This window comes from Bacillus sp. 05T31 (genome assembly GCF_056396725.1).
In genome coordinates, this window is the sequence record NZ_JBFTMA010000081.1 from 1 (window position 1) to 15,337 (window position 15,337).

General features: G+C 36.6%; 16 protein-coding genes, 1 pseudogene and 1 other annotated feature. Of the genes and pseudogenes, 15 read left to right on the forward strand and 2 right to left on the reverse strand.

Translation table 11 applies throughout. The features are described from left to right. The first annotated feature begins 166 nt into the window (after window positions 1-166). Complete coding sequence (locus tag AC1DJR_RS07875; RefSeq protein ID WP_477002344.1) at window positions 167-1,234, forward strand: AI-2E family transporter; 1,068 nt, start codon at window positions 167-169, stop codon at window positions 1,232-1,234. Between the two features lie 38 nt (window positions 1,235-1,272). Here the strand turns inward: AC1DJR_RS07875 and AC1DJR_RS07880 are convergent, their stop codons facing one another. Continuing rightward, window positions 1,273-1,617, reverse strand: a complete 345-nt coding sequence (locus AC1DJR_RS07880; RefSeq protein ID WP_002190741.1) for a PH domain-containing protein — start codon at window positions 1,615-1,617, stop codon at window positions 1,273-1,275. Between the two features lie 237 nt (window positions 1,618-1,854). Further along, window positions 1,855-2,073: a binding site (T-box leader), on the forward strand. Between the two features lie 41 nt (window positions 2,074-2,114). On the opposite strand from AC1DJR_RS07880, the pseudogene alaS reads away from it, so the two are divergent. The 12 genes and pseudogenes from alaS to AC1DJR_RS07940 form a co-directional block, all read left to right on the forward strand. Beyond that, a pseudogene (gene alaS / locus AC1DJR_RS07885) lies at window positions 2,115-4,664 on the forward strand (alanine--tRNA ligase); the annotation flags it as partial. Window positions 4,665-4,721: 57 nt separating this feature from the next. Then, on the forward strand, window positions 4,722-4,988 hold the full coding sequence (locus AC1DJR_RS07890) for an IreB family regulatory phosphoprotein (RefSeq protein WP_000348591.1): 267 nt from the start codon (window positions 4,722-4,724) through the stop codon (window positions 4,986-4,988). Between the two features lie 3 nt (window positions 4,989-4,991). Continuing rightward, on the forward strand, window positions 4,992-5,405 hold the full coding sequence (gene ruvX / locus AC1DJR_RS07895; protein WP_001221204.1) for a Holliday junction resolvase RuvX: 414 nt from the start codon (window positions 4,992-4,994) through the stop codon (window positions 5,403-5,405). A gap of 12 nt (window positions 5,406-5,417) precedes the next feature. Continuing rightward, the gene (locus AC1DJR_RS07900) at window positions 5,418-5,696 is read left to right on the forward strand and encodes a DUF1292 domain-containing protein (protein ID WP_002034112.1); all 279 of its coding nucleotides are present in this window, start codon (window positions 5,418-5,420) and stop codon (window positions 5,694-5,696) included. A 241-nt stretch (window positions 5,697-5,937) separates the two neighbouring features. Then, window positions 5,938-7,008 (forward strand): endolytic transglycosylase MltG, encoded by a 1,071-nt coding sequence (gene mltG / locus AC1DJR_RS07905; RefSeq protein WP_477002345.1) that lies wholly within the window; start codon window positions 5,938-5,940, stop codon window positions 7,006-7,008. Window positions 7,009-7,223: 215 nt separating this feature from the next. Next, window positions 7,224-7,865 carry an O-methyltransferase gene (locus tag AC1DJR_RS07910; RefSeq protein WP_002034114.1) on the forward strand — a complete coding sequence of 214 codons (642 nt, stop codon included), beginning with the start codon at window positions 7,224-7,226 and terminating at the stop codon, window positions 7,863-7,865. A 7-nt stretch (window positions 7,866-7,872) separates the two neighbouring features. Continuing rightward, a complete protein-coding gene (locus AC1DJR_RS07915; protein ID WP_002015276.1) occupies window positions 7,873-8,802 on the forward strand; it encodes a peptidase U32 family protein in 930 nt (309 codons plus the stop codon). Between the two features lie 18 nt (window positions 8,803-8,820). After that, window positions 8,821-10,101 (forward strand): peptidase U32 family protein, encoded by a 1,281-nt coding sequence (locus AC1DJR_RS07920; RefSeq protein WP_002015275.1) that lies wholly within the window; start codon window positions 8,821-8,823, stop codon window positions 10,099-10,101. Window positions 10,102-10,118: 17 nt separating this feature from the next. Continuing rightward, window positions 10,119-10,757, forward strand: a complete 639-nt coding sequence (gene udk / locus AC1DJR_RS07925) for a uridine kinase (protein ID WP_002015274.1) — start codon at window positions 10,119-10,121, stop codon at window positions 10,755-10,757. A 276-nt stretch (window positions 10,758-11,033) separates the two neighbouring features. Beyond that, complete coding sequence (gene greA, locus AC1DJR_RS07930) at window positions 11,034-11,510, forward strand: transcription elongation factor GreA (protein ID WP_105584419.1); 477 nt, start codon at window positions 11,034-11,036, stop codon at window positions 11,508-11,510. Between the two features lie 92 nt (window positions 11,511-11,602). Next, window positions 11,603-13,357, forward strand: coding sequence for a peptidoglycan D,D-transpeptidase FtsI family protein (locus AC1DJR_RS07935; protein WP_477002346.1), 1,755 nt, complete (start codon window positions 11,603-11,605; stop codon window positions 13,355-13,357). A 116-nt stretch (window positions 13,358-13,473) separates the two neighbouring features. Then, window positions 13,474-14,133: a YrrS family protein gene (locus tag AC1DJR_RS07940; protein ID WP_477002347.1), complete on the forward strand. Its 660-nt coding sequence runs from the start codon at window positions 13,474-13,476 to the stop codon at window positions 14,131-14,133. A gap of 34 nt (window positions 14,134-14,167) precedes the next feature. Here the strand turns inward: AC1DJR_RS07940 and AC1DJR_RS07945 are convergent, their stop codons facing one another. After that, a complete protein-coding gene (locus AC1DJR_RS07945; RefSeq protein ID WP_113734182.1) occupies window positions 14,168-14,383 on the reverse strand; it encodes a YrzA family protein in 216 nt (71 codons plus the stop codon). A 137-nt stretch (window positions 14,384-14,520) separates the two neighbouring features. On the opposite strand from AC1DJR_RS07945, the gene AC1DJR_RS07950 reads away from it, so the two are divergent. Both AC1DJR_RS07950 and mtnN read left to right on the forward strand, forming a co-directional pair. Next, complete coding sequence (locus AC1DJR_RS07950; protein ID WP_113734183.1) at window positions 14,521-15,159, forward strand: class I SAM-dependent DNA methyltransferase; 639 nt, start codon at window positions 14,521-14,523, stop codon at window positions 15,157-15,159. 14 nt (window positions 15,160-15,173) lie between these two features. Next, window positions 15,174-15,337 (forward strand): 5'-methylthioadenosine/S-adenosylhomocysteine nucleosidase (gene mtnN, locus AC1DJR_RS07955; protein ID WP_477002348.1); only part of this gene is annotated, 164 nt, incomplete at its 3' end.

The following is a 15,337-nucleotide window of genomic DNA, read 5'->3' on the forward strand; positions in this document are numbered from 1 at the left end:
CCTGATTATATTTTGACATTTTGTATTTTCAGGGGTGGTTGTCCTTATTATGTTAAATATATGTACGTCTTTAAAAAACAGTATGGTCTGTATAAAAAGATTTTAAAACTTTTGCACATAACCTAACCTATTTATTTTCAAAATAAAGGTGGAGGAGGTTTTTCGTGTGAAGAATCTTAAAATCATTTGGATATATCGTTTAGGATTATTGTTACTCGTTTTTCTTTGTTTGCTCGTCTTTTTAAAAATCAAGCCACTATGGGCACCAATTATTTTTGTATTTAAAGTGGCGATCACACCGTTCTTTATTGCTTGTTTTATTGCTTATTTATTACACCCTTTAATTGAAAAAATCCATAAGGAAGGAATGCCACGCACACTTGCTATTTTGCTCATTTATATTCTTTTCTTTGGCGGAATTGGCTATGGAATTTATAAAGGAACGCCAGTTGTTATTAAACAGTTACAAGAAATTAATGAACAATTTCCGCAGTTTACAAAAATGTACGATTCTTGGATGGATGGAGTTACAGAACAAACAGCGAATTTCCCATCATTTATTCATGAAAAGGTAAAGCAAATTTTCGTTGGTGTAGAAATGAAGATACAAACGCTTTTAAATAAAGTTATGAGCACAGCACGTGGTGTGCTGGATTCATTGCTTATTATTTTCTTAATTCCGTTCATTGTATTTTACATATTAAAAGATTACGGTGAGTTTTATCATATTTTTTGGAAACTAGTTCCGAGTAAGTGGCGTAGTACGGGTCAAATGCTTGCGAAAGAAATTGATAAGTCACTCGGAAGTTATATTCGAGGACAGTTATTTGTTTGCTTAGTATTAGGGGGAGTATCTGTTCTTTCTTTTTGGTTTATCGGTATGAAATATCCGTTATTACTCGGTATTATTATTGGGGTAACGGATATAATCCCGTACTTTGGTCCTATTTTAGGGGCGATTCCGACGTTGATGATTGCAGCAACGGTATCAACGAGTTTACTCATTAAGGCGGGGATTACGATTGCTATTTTGCAATTTTTGGAAAGTAACATTTTATCGCCTTACATCGTTGGTAAGTCGCTTCGTATGCATCCCGTTATTATTATGCTYGCATTACTAGTTGGAGGAGAGATAGCCGGGATTGTAGGATTRCTAATATCGGTTCCWATTTTAGCKGTYATTCGKACAGTGRTCGTTCATGTGAGGCCTCTTTGGAAAARAGAAGATGTGTAATATGATAGCCCTCTACTTATAAAAGTAGAGGGCTATCATTATTTAGAGAGTTGCTCGTGTATTTGTTGAACGAGAGAGCTTACATCATTTGTTTGAATATGTTTTATTTTTTTCCATTCATTATCGTACATAAATATAATTTGATTGCTGAAAAGACGCTTTTGCTCTTTTAGATTAGAAATGTTTGCAAAAGAGTACTCTTCAAATATTGGGTTCTTACTTACATCTGGTCCATAAAAGAAGAGCCGTTTGTTCGTTAAAATTAACAGTCCTGGTCTTGCGACGGAACGATATATAAATATATTTAATGAGCATGCTGCATAAAAAAGGATTTTTTCATCAGTTGTTAACATTTCTTTAGCTTGATTCAATAAGGTTGTCATTGTAATCGCTCCTTTATTGTTAATAATTTAATTATAACAAATAATGTAATATTTAGAAATTTGTATAAAGTATTTTTTGAGAGGAGATTCCTATTTAGTAATAAATGCATAATATATTTAAAGGCTGTTAAGAATGAATAGTAGAATAACTATGATTAATAAGCAATTGATACAATATAAATGATTATCTACATTGACAAACTTAAGAGAATTCTATTATATTTAGTCATATAATACATTAAATCAATGACGGAACAAGTACGTTACAGTCCATTTGTAGAGAGAAGCTTCCACTGGCTGAAAGGAGCTTTAAATGAAGGGTAACAGAAAGCTAATCCTGAGAGCAGCTAATCACTGCCGTCTTGCCACGTTACGGCACCATGAGGTGATGAATTGATTGTTATAATAATCAATTCATAATTAGGGTGGTATCGCGAGTTAACTCTCGTCCCTTTTATTAGGGGCGGGAGTTTTTTATATTTAAGGAGGAAAATACAATGAAACAACTAACAGGCGCACAAATTCGTCAAATGTTTTTAGACTTTTTCCAAGAAAAAGGACATGCAGTAGAACCAAGTGCATCACTAGTTCCTCATGAAGATCCATCTCTGTTATGGATTAATAGTGGTGTAGCGACATTAAAGAAATATTTTGATGGTCGTGTAATCCCACAAAATCCACGTATTACAAATGCACAAAAATCAATTCGTACAAATGATATTGAAAACGTTGGGAAAACGGCTCGTCACCATACATTCTTTGAAATGTTAGGGAACTTCTCAATCGGTGATTACTTCAAAGAAGAAGCAATTACTTGGGCTTGGGAATTTCTAACGAGCGACAAATGGATCGGATTCGATAAAGAATTACTATCTGTTACAATTCATCCGGAAGATGAAGAAGCATTCACAATTTGGAATGAGAAAATGGGTGTTCCAAAAGAACGCATCATCCGTTTAGAAGAAAACTTCTGGGATATCGGTGAAGGACCAAGTGGACCGAATACAGAAATTTTCTATGACCGCGGTGAATCTTACGGTAATGACTTTAGTGACCCAGAATTATATCCGGGCGGAGAAAACGAGCGTTACTTAGAAGTATGGAACCTTGTATTCTCTCAATTTAACCATAATCCAGACGGTTCATATACGCCACTTCCTAAGAAAAACATCGATACAGGAATGGGTCTAGAGCGTATGACATCTATCGTTCAAGATGTACCTACGAACTTTGATACAGACCTATTCATGCCGATGATTGGTGCAACAGAATCAATTTCTGGTGAGAAATATCGTAATGGCGATTTAGAAAAAGATATGGCGTTTAAAGTAATTGCTGACCATATCCGTACAGTAACATTCGCTGTTGGTGATGGTGCTCTTCCATCTAACGAAGGCCGTGGTTATGTATTACGTCGTTTATTACGCCGTGCTGTTCGTTATTCTAAGAAATTAAACATCAACCGTCCGTTCATGTTTGAATTAGTACCGGTTGTTGGAGAAGTAATGAAAGACTTCTATCCAGAAGTACTTGAAAAGAAAGATTTCATCGCAAAAGTTGTGAAGAATGAAGAAGAGCGTTTCCATGAAACACTTCATGATGGTGAATCAATTTTAGCTGAAGTAATTGCAAAAGCGAAAGAAGAAAAAACAACTGTTATTTCTGGCGTAGATGCGTTCCGCCTATACGACACGTACGGTTTCCCAATTGAATTAACAGAAGAATATGCAGAAGAAGCTGGTATGACAGTTGATCAAGCGGGCTTTGAAAATGAAATGGAGAAACAACGTGAGCGTGCACGTGCTGCTCGTCAAGACGTTGATTCTATGCAAGTTCAAGGCGGTGTACTTGGTGAAGTTAAAGTAGCGAGCGAATTCGTTGGTTACGGTACAGTTGCAACAGAAAGTAACGTCGTTGCCCTTGTGAAAAATGGTGAGTATACAGATAGCTTACAAGCAGGTGAAGAAGGACAATTAATGCTTGATGTAACGCCATTCTACGCTGAGAGCGGTGGGCAAATTGCAGACCGTGGTTACCTTCTTGCTGACGGCGTGAAAGTTGTTGTAAAAGACGTACAAAAAGCACCAAATGGTCAAAACTTACACAAAGTAGTTGTGGAAGAAGGTACATTAACGAAAGAAGCGGCTGTAAAAGCTCTTATCGATACGAAAAACCGTAGTAGCGTTGTGAAAAACCATACAGCAACTCACTTACTGCACCAAGCATTAAAAGATATACTTGGAACACATGTTAACCAAGCGGGTTCTCTTGTAACATCTGAACGTTTACGTTTTGACTTCTCTCACTTCGGTCAAGTACAAGCTGATGAATTAGAAAAAATTGAGCGTATCGTAAACGAAAAAATTTGGGAAAGTATTGATGTTGCGATTTCTCAAAAAGCAATCGAAGAAGCGAAAGAAATGGGCGCAATGGCATTATTCGGTGAAAAATACGGYGATGTTGTACGCGTTGTRCAAGTAGGCGATTACAGCTTAGAGCTTTGCGGTGGTTGTCACGTTGATAACACAGCTTCTATYGGTATTTTCAAAATCGTTGCTGAGTCTGGTATCGGTGCAGGAACTCGTCGTATTGAGGCGGTAACTGGTAAGTCTGCATACGAATTAATGAACGATCAAGTAGGTTTATTAAAAGAAGCAGCAGGAAAAATGAAAACAAATCCAAAAGATATTTTAACAAGAGTTGATGGTTTATTTRCTGAAGTAAAACAACTTCAAAAAGAAAACGAATCTCTTGCTGCGAAATTAAGCAATATCGAAGCTGGAAACTTAACTGATTCAGTAATGACAGTTGATGGCGTGAACGTATTAGCGGCAAAAGTAAATGTTGCAGATATGAACAACTTACGTACAATGATGGATGACCTTAAAAATAAATTARAGTCTGCAGTTGTTGTATTAGCGTCTGTAAATGACGATAAGGTAAAYATTTTAGCTGGCGTAACGAAAGATTTAATTAGTCAAGGTTACCATGCGGGTAAACTTGTGAAAGAAGTAGCTTCTCGTTGTGGAGGCGGCGGTGGTGGCCGGTAGGGAGAGGAGAAGTTCTTCTCCCTATACTTACTACTTACAAGTGAGGTGCTTGAAATGGACGGTTTTGATAAGACAATGAAGTTTAGCATTCAAGATGAAAAACAGAGTGTCCATGTAAATGATGTACTTTTAACTGTGTATGATGCACTTCAAGAAAAAGGTTATAATCCGATTAACCAAATCGTCGGTTATTTATTAAGTGGAGATCCAGCATACATACCTCGCCATAAAGATGCACGAAGCATCGTTCGCAAGCTTGAACGTGATGAGATAATTGAAGAGCTTGTGAAGTCTTACTTGAAACATCATCGTGAGGAGTAGTTTATGCGGATATTAGGTTTAGATGTTGGTACTAAAACAGTCGGTGTTGCAATGAGCGATGAAATGGGCTGGACAGCACAAGGGCTGGAAACAATCAGGATTAACGAAGAACGAGGCCACTTTGGTTTTGACCGTATTTCTGAGTTGGTAAAACAGTACAATGTGGACAAAATAGTAGTAGGTTTACCTAAAAATATGAATGGTACAATCGGCCCTCGTGGTGAAGCGTGCCAGCAATTTGCAGAAAACCTGCGAAATCTGTTACAATTAGAAGTTGTAATGTGGGACGAGCGTTTGTCGACGATGGCAGCGGAACGTCTGCTCATTTCAGCTGATGTGAGCCGTAAGAAGCGAAAACAGGTAATCGATAAGATGGCTGCAGTCGTGATCTTACAAGGATTTTTAGATAGTAAATAAGAGGTGACCAAAATGGAAGAAAATCAAATTACAATTGTAGACGAAAAAGGAAACGAACATTTATGTGAAATTATTTTCACTTTTGATGCTGAAAAATTCGGCAAAAAATCTTACGTAGTCTTCTCTCCAATCGGTGAAGTAGACGAAGATGGAGACCAAATCTTCGATGCAATGGCATAYGAGCAAAGTGAAGAAGAGGGCGGAACATTACTTTCAATTGAATCTGAAGAAGAGTGGGAAATGGTACAAGAAATGTTTAACACTCTTGCTGATGAGCAAGAAGAAGAATAGTAATGGATAAAAAGGCGAACTGTGTACACAGTTCGCCTTTTTTGTATTCATATGCAAAATGACAGATTTTTTGTCGAAACTACTTAATTGTTTATAGTATAATAAGACGGGTTGTATGAAAAAAGGCTTTAAATAAGTAGCTGTCACCGATTATTTAGAAATGATTGGTTTTGCTTTATGTTTGTAGGGCATTGTATAGAGGAAGTGTATACGGTCTACAATTGAATAAGGAGGAAGAATTTTGGTAGAGAATCAAGTGAAGAAGAAGCGTAGACGCATTTTTTTAATTTCGATTATCGCACTGCTTTTAGTTTGTGGATCAGTCTATGCGTATATTTCATCTGCATTAGGGCCAGTTGATAGTGGAAATAAAAAAGAGATTGAGGTAGAGATTCCAAAGGGGTCATCTACAAGTAAAATCGGTGAGATTTTAGAAGAAAAAGGTGCTGTGAAAAGCAGTACAGTTTTTAGTTTTTATACGAAATTTAAGTCGAAAAGCTTACAAGCAGGTACATATTTATTAAATCCTTCGATGAGTGCCAACGATGTCATTGAACAAATGTCATCTGGCAACGTACATCGTCCGGCTCTTTATAAAGTGACAATTAAAGAAGGGGCGCAAGTAACTGAAATTGCTGAAGTGATTGCGGCAGAATTAAAGTGGAATAAAGATGATGTTGTGCGTCAATTAAACGATAAAGCATTTATTCAAAAAATGCAGCAAAAGTATCCGAAGCTATTAACAGATAAAATTTTTGATAGCAACATTAAATATCCATTAGAAGGATACTTATATCCAGCAACGTATTCTTTCTATAAAAAGGATACGAAATTAGAAGAAATTGTAATCCCGATGCTTGAGAAAACAAATGCAATTATTGTTCAAAATGAGGCGAAAATGAAAGCGAAGAACTGGGATGTTCATCAACTTCTCACGTTGTCTTCACTTATTGAAGAAGAGGCTACTGGCTTTACTGATCGCCAAAAAATCTCTAGTGTTTTCTATAATCGTTTAGCGAAAGGCATGCCGCTTCAAACGGATCCGACGGTATTATACGCGCTTGGAAAGCATAAACAACGTGTATTATACGAAGACTTGAAARTAAACTCACCGTACAATACGTATGTTGTGAAAGGGTTGCCGGTTGGACCGATTGCAAACTCTGGTAAACATTCAGTGGAAGCAGCGTTAGATCCTGCGCAAACAGATTATTATTATTTCTTAGCTGCACCAAGTGGTGAAGTGTATTATGCGAAAACATTAGAAGAACATAATGCATTAAAGCAAAAATACATTACGAAAAAACAGTGAAATGGGGAGGGATAGCGAAAAGGGTCGCATATCCCTCTTTTTTGTGGTAAAATATATCGGGTTAAAAACTGGCAGAAGAATCGTTTTTAATATCAAAACGGGACGTACAAGCTAAGGGTGAAACTGGCTTGTATTTTTATTGCATTCTATGTGTGAAAAGACAAAGGTTGACGCGTCATAGAGGCACTTCTCCATGTAAATAAGGAGGACCAATTATGGAGGATGCAGTTAACGAGTACCTATTATCATTTATTGATCCAAAAGATAAATTAATTCTTGAAATGGAAGAGTATGCAACTGAAAACCATGTGCCGATTATGGATCGACTTGGAATGGAATTTATGCTGCAATTTTTACGTTTAATTGGACCGGAAAGTATTTTAGAACTTGGAACAGCAATCGGTTATTCTAGTATTCGTATGATGCAAGCTATTCCGAACTCTCGCATTGTGACAGTAGAGCGCAATCGTGAACGATATGAAAAGGCACTTGAATATATAGAATGTTCCTCGGTAACAGACCGTATTTCTGTTATTTACGGTGATGCTTTAGAAACGGGCGAACAAGTGAAAGAACATGGAACATTTGATGTTATTTTTATTGATGCAGCGAAAGGGCAGTATCGTCGCTTTTTTGACTTATACGAACCGTTATTAAATCCTGGTGGCGTTATTATTTCAGATAACGTTATGTACCATGGTCTTGTGACGACAAAAGAGAAAATTGAAAATAGACGTACCCGTGGTTTGATTCGTCGTATTAAGACGTACAATGAATGGCTTATGAATCATGAAGGATATGATACAACGATTTTCCCAATTGGCGATGGAGTGGCTGTAAGTAAAAAGAGAGGGTGACAAAAGTATGAAGAAACCTGAATTGTTAGTAACGCCTAGAGCGGTGGCGGATATTGAACCTCTTGCGAAAGCAGGGGCAGATGCAGTAATGGTTGGTGAACAAAAGTTTGGTTTACGTTTGGCAGGAGAGTTTTCACGTGAAGATGTGAAACAAGCTGTAAACATTGCACATGAAAATGGTGTGAAAGTATACGTTGCAATGAATGCGATGTTCCACAATGATAAAGTAGAAGAATTAACGGACTATGTTGCCTTTTTAAATGAGGTAAATGTAGATGCGATTGTTTTCGGAGATCCAGCGGTATTAATGGCTGTTCGTGAAGTTGCACCAAATATGCAACTTCACTGGAATACAGAAACGACAGCAACAAACTGGTTTACTTGTAACTATTGGGGACAAAGAGGAGCGAAACGCGCTGTATTAGCTCGTGAGCTTAGCTTAGATGAAATTGCTGAATTAAAAGAAAATGCTGAAGTGGAACTTGAAGTACAAATTCACGGTATGACTTGCATGTTCCAATCGAAGCGTTCACTAGTAGGAAACTACTTTGAGTATCAAGGGCGTAATCTCGACATCGAAAAGAAAAAGTATGAAGAGAATATGTTCTTATACGACCCGGAACGTAATAACAAATATCCAATTTATGAAGATGAAAATGGTACTCACATTATGAGTCCGAATGATATTTGTTTCATCGATGAGTTAGAGGAACTAATCGATGCTGAAGTCGATAGCTTAAAAATTGATGGTGTCCTAAAAAGTTCTGAGTACATTATTGAGGTAACGAAGAAATATCGTAAGGCGATTGATTTATGTGTAGAAGATCGTGATGCGTATTATGACGTGAAAGATGATTTATTTAAAGAGATAGAAGAAATACAACCGGTAAATCGTCCGTTAGATACAGGATTCTTCTTTAAAGAAACGGTTTACTAAACGAGGAGGGTGTAGGAAATGACTGTACAAGAAATTTCACGAGTGATCGATGGCAAACGCGTTATTGTGAAAAAACCTGAACTGTTAATCCCTGCGGGTAACTTAGAAAAATTAAAAGTAGCTATCCATTATGGGGCAGATGCTGTATATTTAGGTGGACAAGAATTTGGTCTTCGTTCTAATGCAGGTAACTTTACGCTGGAAGACATGGCAGAAGGCGTTGAATTTGCAAAGAAATATGGAGCAAAAATATACGTAACAACAAATATTTTTGCACATAATGAAAATATGGATGGGCTAGAGGAATATTTAAAAGGGATTGAAAAAGCTGGCGTAACGGGAATTATCGTTGCTGATCCGCTTATTATTGAGACATGTAAACGTGTGGCGCCTTCTGTTGAGGTGCATTTAAGTACACAACAATCACTATCCAACTGGAAAGCAGCACAGTATTGGAAAGAAGAAGGTTTACATCGTCTTGTATTAGCTCGTGAAGCAAGCTATGAAGAAATGAAAGAAATTAAAGAAAAAGTTGATGTTGAAATTGAAGCATTCGTCCATGGTGCAATGTGTATCGCGTATTCAGGGAGATGTACATTAAGTAACCATATGACAGCGCGTGACTCTAACCGTGGTGGTTGTTGTCAATCTTGCCGCTGGGATTATGATTTAGTTCAAACGGTATCACAACATAAAGATGCAAAAGAGCTTCCTCTATTCCAAGAAGAAGATGCTCACTTTGCGATGAGCCCAAAAGATTTAAATTTAATCTTATCAATTCCGAAAATGATTGAAATTGGAATTGATAGCTTAAAAGTTGAAGGACGTATGAAATCTATCCATTACGTAGCGACTGTAGCAACTGTATATCGTAAAGTAATTGATGCGTATTGTGCGGATCCGGATAACTTTGAGTTTAAACAAGAATGGTTAGATGAACTTGATAAATGTGCAAATCGTGATACAGCTCCTGCATTCTTTGAAGGGGTTCCAGGACATCAAGAGCAAATGTTTGGAAATCATAGTAAGAAAACAACGTATGATTTTGCTGGTTTAGTGTTAGATTATAATGAAGAAACGGGCATCGTAACGCTTGAGCAACGTAATCACTTCAAACCAGGACATGAAGTGGAGTTCTTTGGGCCAGAAATAGAAAACTTTACGCAAACGGTGGAGAAAATTTGGGATGAGGATGGAAACGAATTAGATGCAGCGAGACATCCGTTGCAAATCGTGAAATTCAAAGTGGATCAACCAGTGTATGTGAATAATATGATGCGCAAAAACATACTTCAATAAGAAAGAGTGGTAGTCGAATGGGGACGAATAAGCCTGTTGTAATTGGAATCGCTGGTGGTTCAGGATCAGGAAAAACAAGTGTAACGAAAGCGATTTTTGACCATTTTAAAGGTCATTCCATTTTAATCTTGGAGCAAGATTATTATTACAAAGATCAAAGCCATTTACCAATGGAAGAACGTTTAAAAACAAATTACGATCATCCTTTAGCGTTTGATAATGATTTGTTAATTGACCATTTGCAGCAGTTGCTTGCATATGAGCAAGTGGAAAAGCCTATATATGACTATACATTGCATACGCGTTCAGAAAAAATTATTCCAGTTGAGCCGAAAGATGTAATTATTTTAGAAGGAATTCTTATTTTAGAAGACCCACGTCTTTGTGAGTTAATGGATATTAAGGTGTTCGTTGATACAGATGCAGACCTTCGTATTTTACGCCGCATGCAGCGCGATATTGAAGAGCGCGGTCGTACAATGGATTCAGTTATCGACCAATACGTAAACGTTGTACGTCCAATGCATAATCAATTTATTGAGCCTTCTAAGAAATTCGCGGATATTATTATCCCTGAAGGTGGACAAAAYCATGTTGCAATTGATATTATGGTKACAAAAATTGCAACAATTCTTGAACAAAAAGTAAATTTGTAATAGCATAGTAAAAGATATACGATAGGAAGGGATTTTTTCCCTTCTTATCGAATACAATGAAACATGAAACCTCACCTACCAATAGGTGAGGGCATATTTATATCAACTTTCCATACATACCTTCTTTATATAAGGAAGAATTGGAGAATAAGGGGTTGTATGTGACAACTCCACTAGTGCTACGTGTGCTAGAAACCTCCGCTATATAAGCGGAGGAGTTTTCATATGGAACTCCTCTTTTTTTCGGGGGATTGGTATATAAAAGGAGTGGAAAACATGGCAACAGAAAAAACATACCCTATGACGCAAGAGGGTAAGCAAAAACTAGAGAACGAAGTTGAACAATTAAAAACAGTAAGACGTAAAGAAGTTGTAGAGCGTATTAAGATCGCACGTAGCTTCGGAGATCTTTCAGAGAACTCTGAGTATGATGCAGCGAAAGATGAGCAAGCATTCGTAGAAGGACGTATTACACAACTTGAAAACATGATTCGTAATGCGGTTATCATTGAAGACAATGGTGAAGAGTCTACAGTTGTAACATTAGGTAAAACAGTAACATTTAAAGAGTTACCAGGTGGAGACGAAGAAGCATACATAATCGTAGGTAGCGCAGAAGCCGATCCATTTGAAGGAAGAATTTCTAACGATTCTCCAATCGCAAAAAGCTTATTAGGTAAGCAAATTGGTGAGAAGGTAGCAATCCAAACACCAGGTGGAGAAATGCAAGTAGAGATTATCTCTGTAAAATAACGTAAAAAATCACTCGTGTAAAAACGAGTGATTTTTTATTTGTATAAAAGGTGAAACACCTCGTCTAAACTACAATAGACGAGGTGTTTTTTATGAAAATGAAACGGAGAATTATAATTGTTTTAATTTGTTTTATGGGTGTGATTTTTTTATTACTTTGTCGTTTAATCCAAATACAGATTATAGATACGGAATCATTTACTGACCGAAATATCAATCTGATTGAAAAAAGTGTTACGCAACGAACACAATCACTTACAGTAGATAATGGAAGAGGGCATTTTACAGATCGAAATGGTAAGGAAATTGGTGAAGAGAAATATCCAGTCTTAATTGTTTTTCCATTTTTACAAATAAAAAATGACATGTTAGAGAAAATTGCGCATATCATTGGTGTGTCGAGACAAGAGATAAGACTGCAAATGAAAAATAAGAATCAAGCATTTATATTACGAAGGGAGAATACCCCATTTCAATTAACGCTCGAGCAGATGAAGAAGGTAAATCAATTAGATATTTTAGGTATTGTAGCAGCAGAAGTTCGACTGAAGCAAATGGGAGAGGCAGATCATTTAATTGGTGATGTGGGAGAGAATGAACAGGAATTTCAAAAGCGTTATGGAGAAATGAAAAAAACTTCGAAACAAACGCCAATTGGTATTTCTGGATTGCAACAATCATTTGATGAATTTTTACTGACTGATGGAGAAGCGAAAGTACTATATCAAGTGGATCGACAAGGAGAACCGATTTTTGGGAAGCAGGCGAAATACACTTCACCAGGAAATCCATTTTATCCAGTTACTATTCAAACAACAATACATAAAACGTTGCAACGACGAGCAGAGAAGATTATAGATGAAAACGGAATAAAAAAAGGTGGGTTAGTATTACTAGACATAAAGAATAGTGAAGTTGTAGCAATGGTAAGTAGGCCTTCTTTACAGATGAATGATAGGAGGATATATAAAKCTACACTTGAAAATCAAATGTTAACTCCTCATTTTCCGGGGTCTGTTTTTAAAACAGTAGTTGCAGCAGCAGGAATTAATGAGAATTTGGTGCGGTTTAATCGTACATTTAACTGTAATACGGATTTATACGGTGAAAATCTTCCGCAAGTTATGATGGGGTCATTAAACTTTAAGGAAAGCGTTGCTAGAAGCTGTAATCGAACGTTTGCCGTATTAGGTGATGAACTAATGCAAAAGGATAGGGAAGTATTAGAAACGTATTTAGAGGCCTTAGGAGCAAGTGAGAAGGTAGGTTGGAAAGGTTCGGTATTTCATACACCAGAATTTGAGCAATTGCCAGAAGAAAAGAGTGCTATTATTTGGGAAAGCGAAGAAAATAAAAATAGTAGAAAAGCGATTGCTCAAACGATGGTCGGACAAAAAGATGTACGTGTGTCACCTCTAGCTATAGCGAATATGATGGCGACAATTGCTAGAGGTGGAGAGAAGATGGAAGTGAAAGTCGTTAAAAAAATAGCGTATAAAAATGGAACCGACTTTTTTACATTTGAAAATCATAAATTAAATGGGAAACAGCTTTCTTATGAAACGATGAAAAAATTACAACAGTTGTTAAGAGGCGTTGTAACGATGGAGAAAGGAACGGGAACCGCATTCCGTTCGTTGCCACTAACTGTCGCTGGAAAATCTGGGACGGCACAAACAGGAAAAGGAGAGCGGGTGAATCGCTGGTTTGCAGGTTATTTTCCATATGAAAACCCAAGATATGCTTTAGTTGTAGTTGATATAGAAACAGATAGTAATGAAAATGTAGTCACACCAGTTTTTGCAGAAATGGTAGAGGCAATCCATCAATTAGAAATTGAAAAGTAATCTTGCAATTATTTATGAAATGTTTTCATTTCGTGAAAATATTATTGTAAATGTTCAACCTTTCTAGATTTAATGTTACAATAGCAAGTATGAAAAACTGCATGGAGGTTTGAAGAATGGCAGGAGGATCTAGATTCCAACAGAAACAACAAAAACGTCGTCAAAACGGTGTTTTAAATATTGCAATCGCTATTGTATTAGTAGCAGTAGCTATTGTAGCATATCAATTGTTTGTTCCTGACACAAAAGAGCAAGCGTCTTCTAGTGATAATAAAAAAGTAGCTCAGCAAACAACAAAAGAAAATAAAGCTGAGAAAGCAAAAGGTAAAGAAGAGACGAAGAAGAAYGAGCAAGAGAAAGAGAAAGCAGAGGCTAAGAAGAAGGAAGAAGAAGAGAAGCTAAAGGCTGARGAAGAAAAGAAAAAAGCTGAAGAAGAAGCAAAAACTAATGAGAAAATATCAGCTGAAAAAACACAGCCAAAGGCAACAGATGCTTATACGAAACCTTCTTGGAAGCCAGTAGGTACAGARCAAGGTGCAACACCTGCGATGACGTTTMAAAAAGGTACAGCAGATTGGAATGAGATGAATCAGGCGATTTCCGCTGCAATTGACGTTCCGGTAGAGCAATTGGTTATTCATAGAATCGGAAATAACGGTAAGAATAAAGCTTACGGTAACGTGCAAGATAAGCAATCAGGTAAAAAATATTATGTAAATATTKATTGGGTAGACAATGAGGGCTGGAAACCAGTACTCGTTCAAACTCTAAACTAAAAAAGAGAGGCTCTTAGGAGCCTCTCTTTTTTAGTTAGCGTAATTTCTTTAATTTAAAATGAACAACCGCACTATAATAAGGTCTTTTGCTTTCAGGATCCATAATCATTTGGTGAGAAATATGATGAACTTCGAGCATAAGTGCTTTATTATTATCAATTTGTTCGCTAATTTTCTTTTCTAAAGAAACCAAGTTTGCAGCCTCGAAAAATTCTACTTTATCTTCTAACATTTCAAAGGTAAATGACACAAAGATGCCCCCTCTCCTGTGATAATCACCTATAGTGTAACAAAGAAAAGAAGGAAATACTATGTACATTTCAATTGACATTTTTAGAAAGAGGGAATATCATACTGATAAAACCGATAAGAAAAAGGGGAATTTTTATGGGCATAGAATTTAATGGTTTATTTGATGAATGGGCTCATACGTACGACTCATTTGTACAAGGCGAAGATATACAATATAAAGAAGTTTTCGCCCATTATGAGGACATTTTAGAGGATGTAGTTAACAAGTCATTTGGCAACGTATTAGAATTTGGTGTTGGTACTGGAAATTTAACAAATAAATTATTACTTGCTGGYCGCACAGTTTACGGTATAGAACCGTCACGTGAAATGCGTACTATCGCAAAAGAGAAATTACCAAAAGAGTTTTCAATTACAGAGGGTGATTTTCTTTCATTTGAAGTTCCAAATTCAATTGATACAATTGTGAGCACCTATGCATTTCATCATTTAACAGATGATGAAAAAGACGTAGCAATTGCGAAGTATAGTCAATTGCTAAACAAAGGTGGTAAAATAGTGTTTGCTGATACGATATTTGCAGATCAAGATGCATATGATAAAACTGTTGAGACAGCAAAACAAAGAGGTTTTCATCAGTTAGCAAACGATTTGCAAACAGAATACTATACACGTATTCCGATCATGCAATCTATTTTTGAAAACAATGGCTTCCAYGTAACGTTTACGAGATTAAATCATTTCGTTTGGGTAATGGAGGCAACTAAGCAATAGAAAGAGGGATTAGAYTGAAAATTGCTGTAATTGGAGCAATGGAAGAAGAAGTACGTATTTTACGTGACAAATTAGAACAAGCAGAAACAGAAACTGTTGCAGGTTGTGAATTTACGAAAGGGCTATTGGCAGGACATGAAGTAATCTTGCTAAAGTCTGGTATTGGTAAAGTAAATGC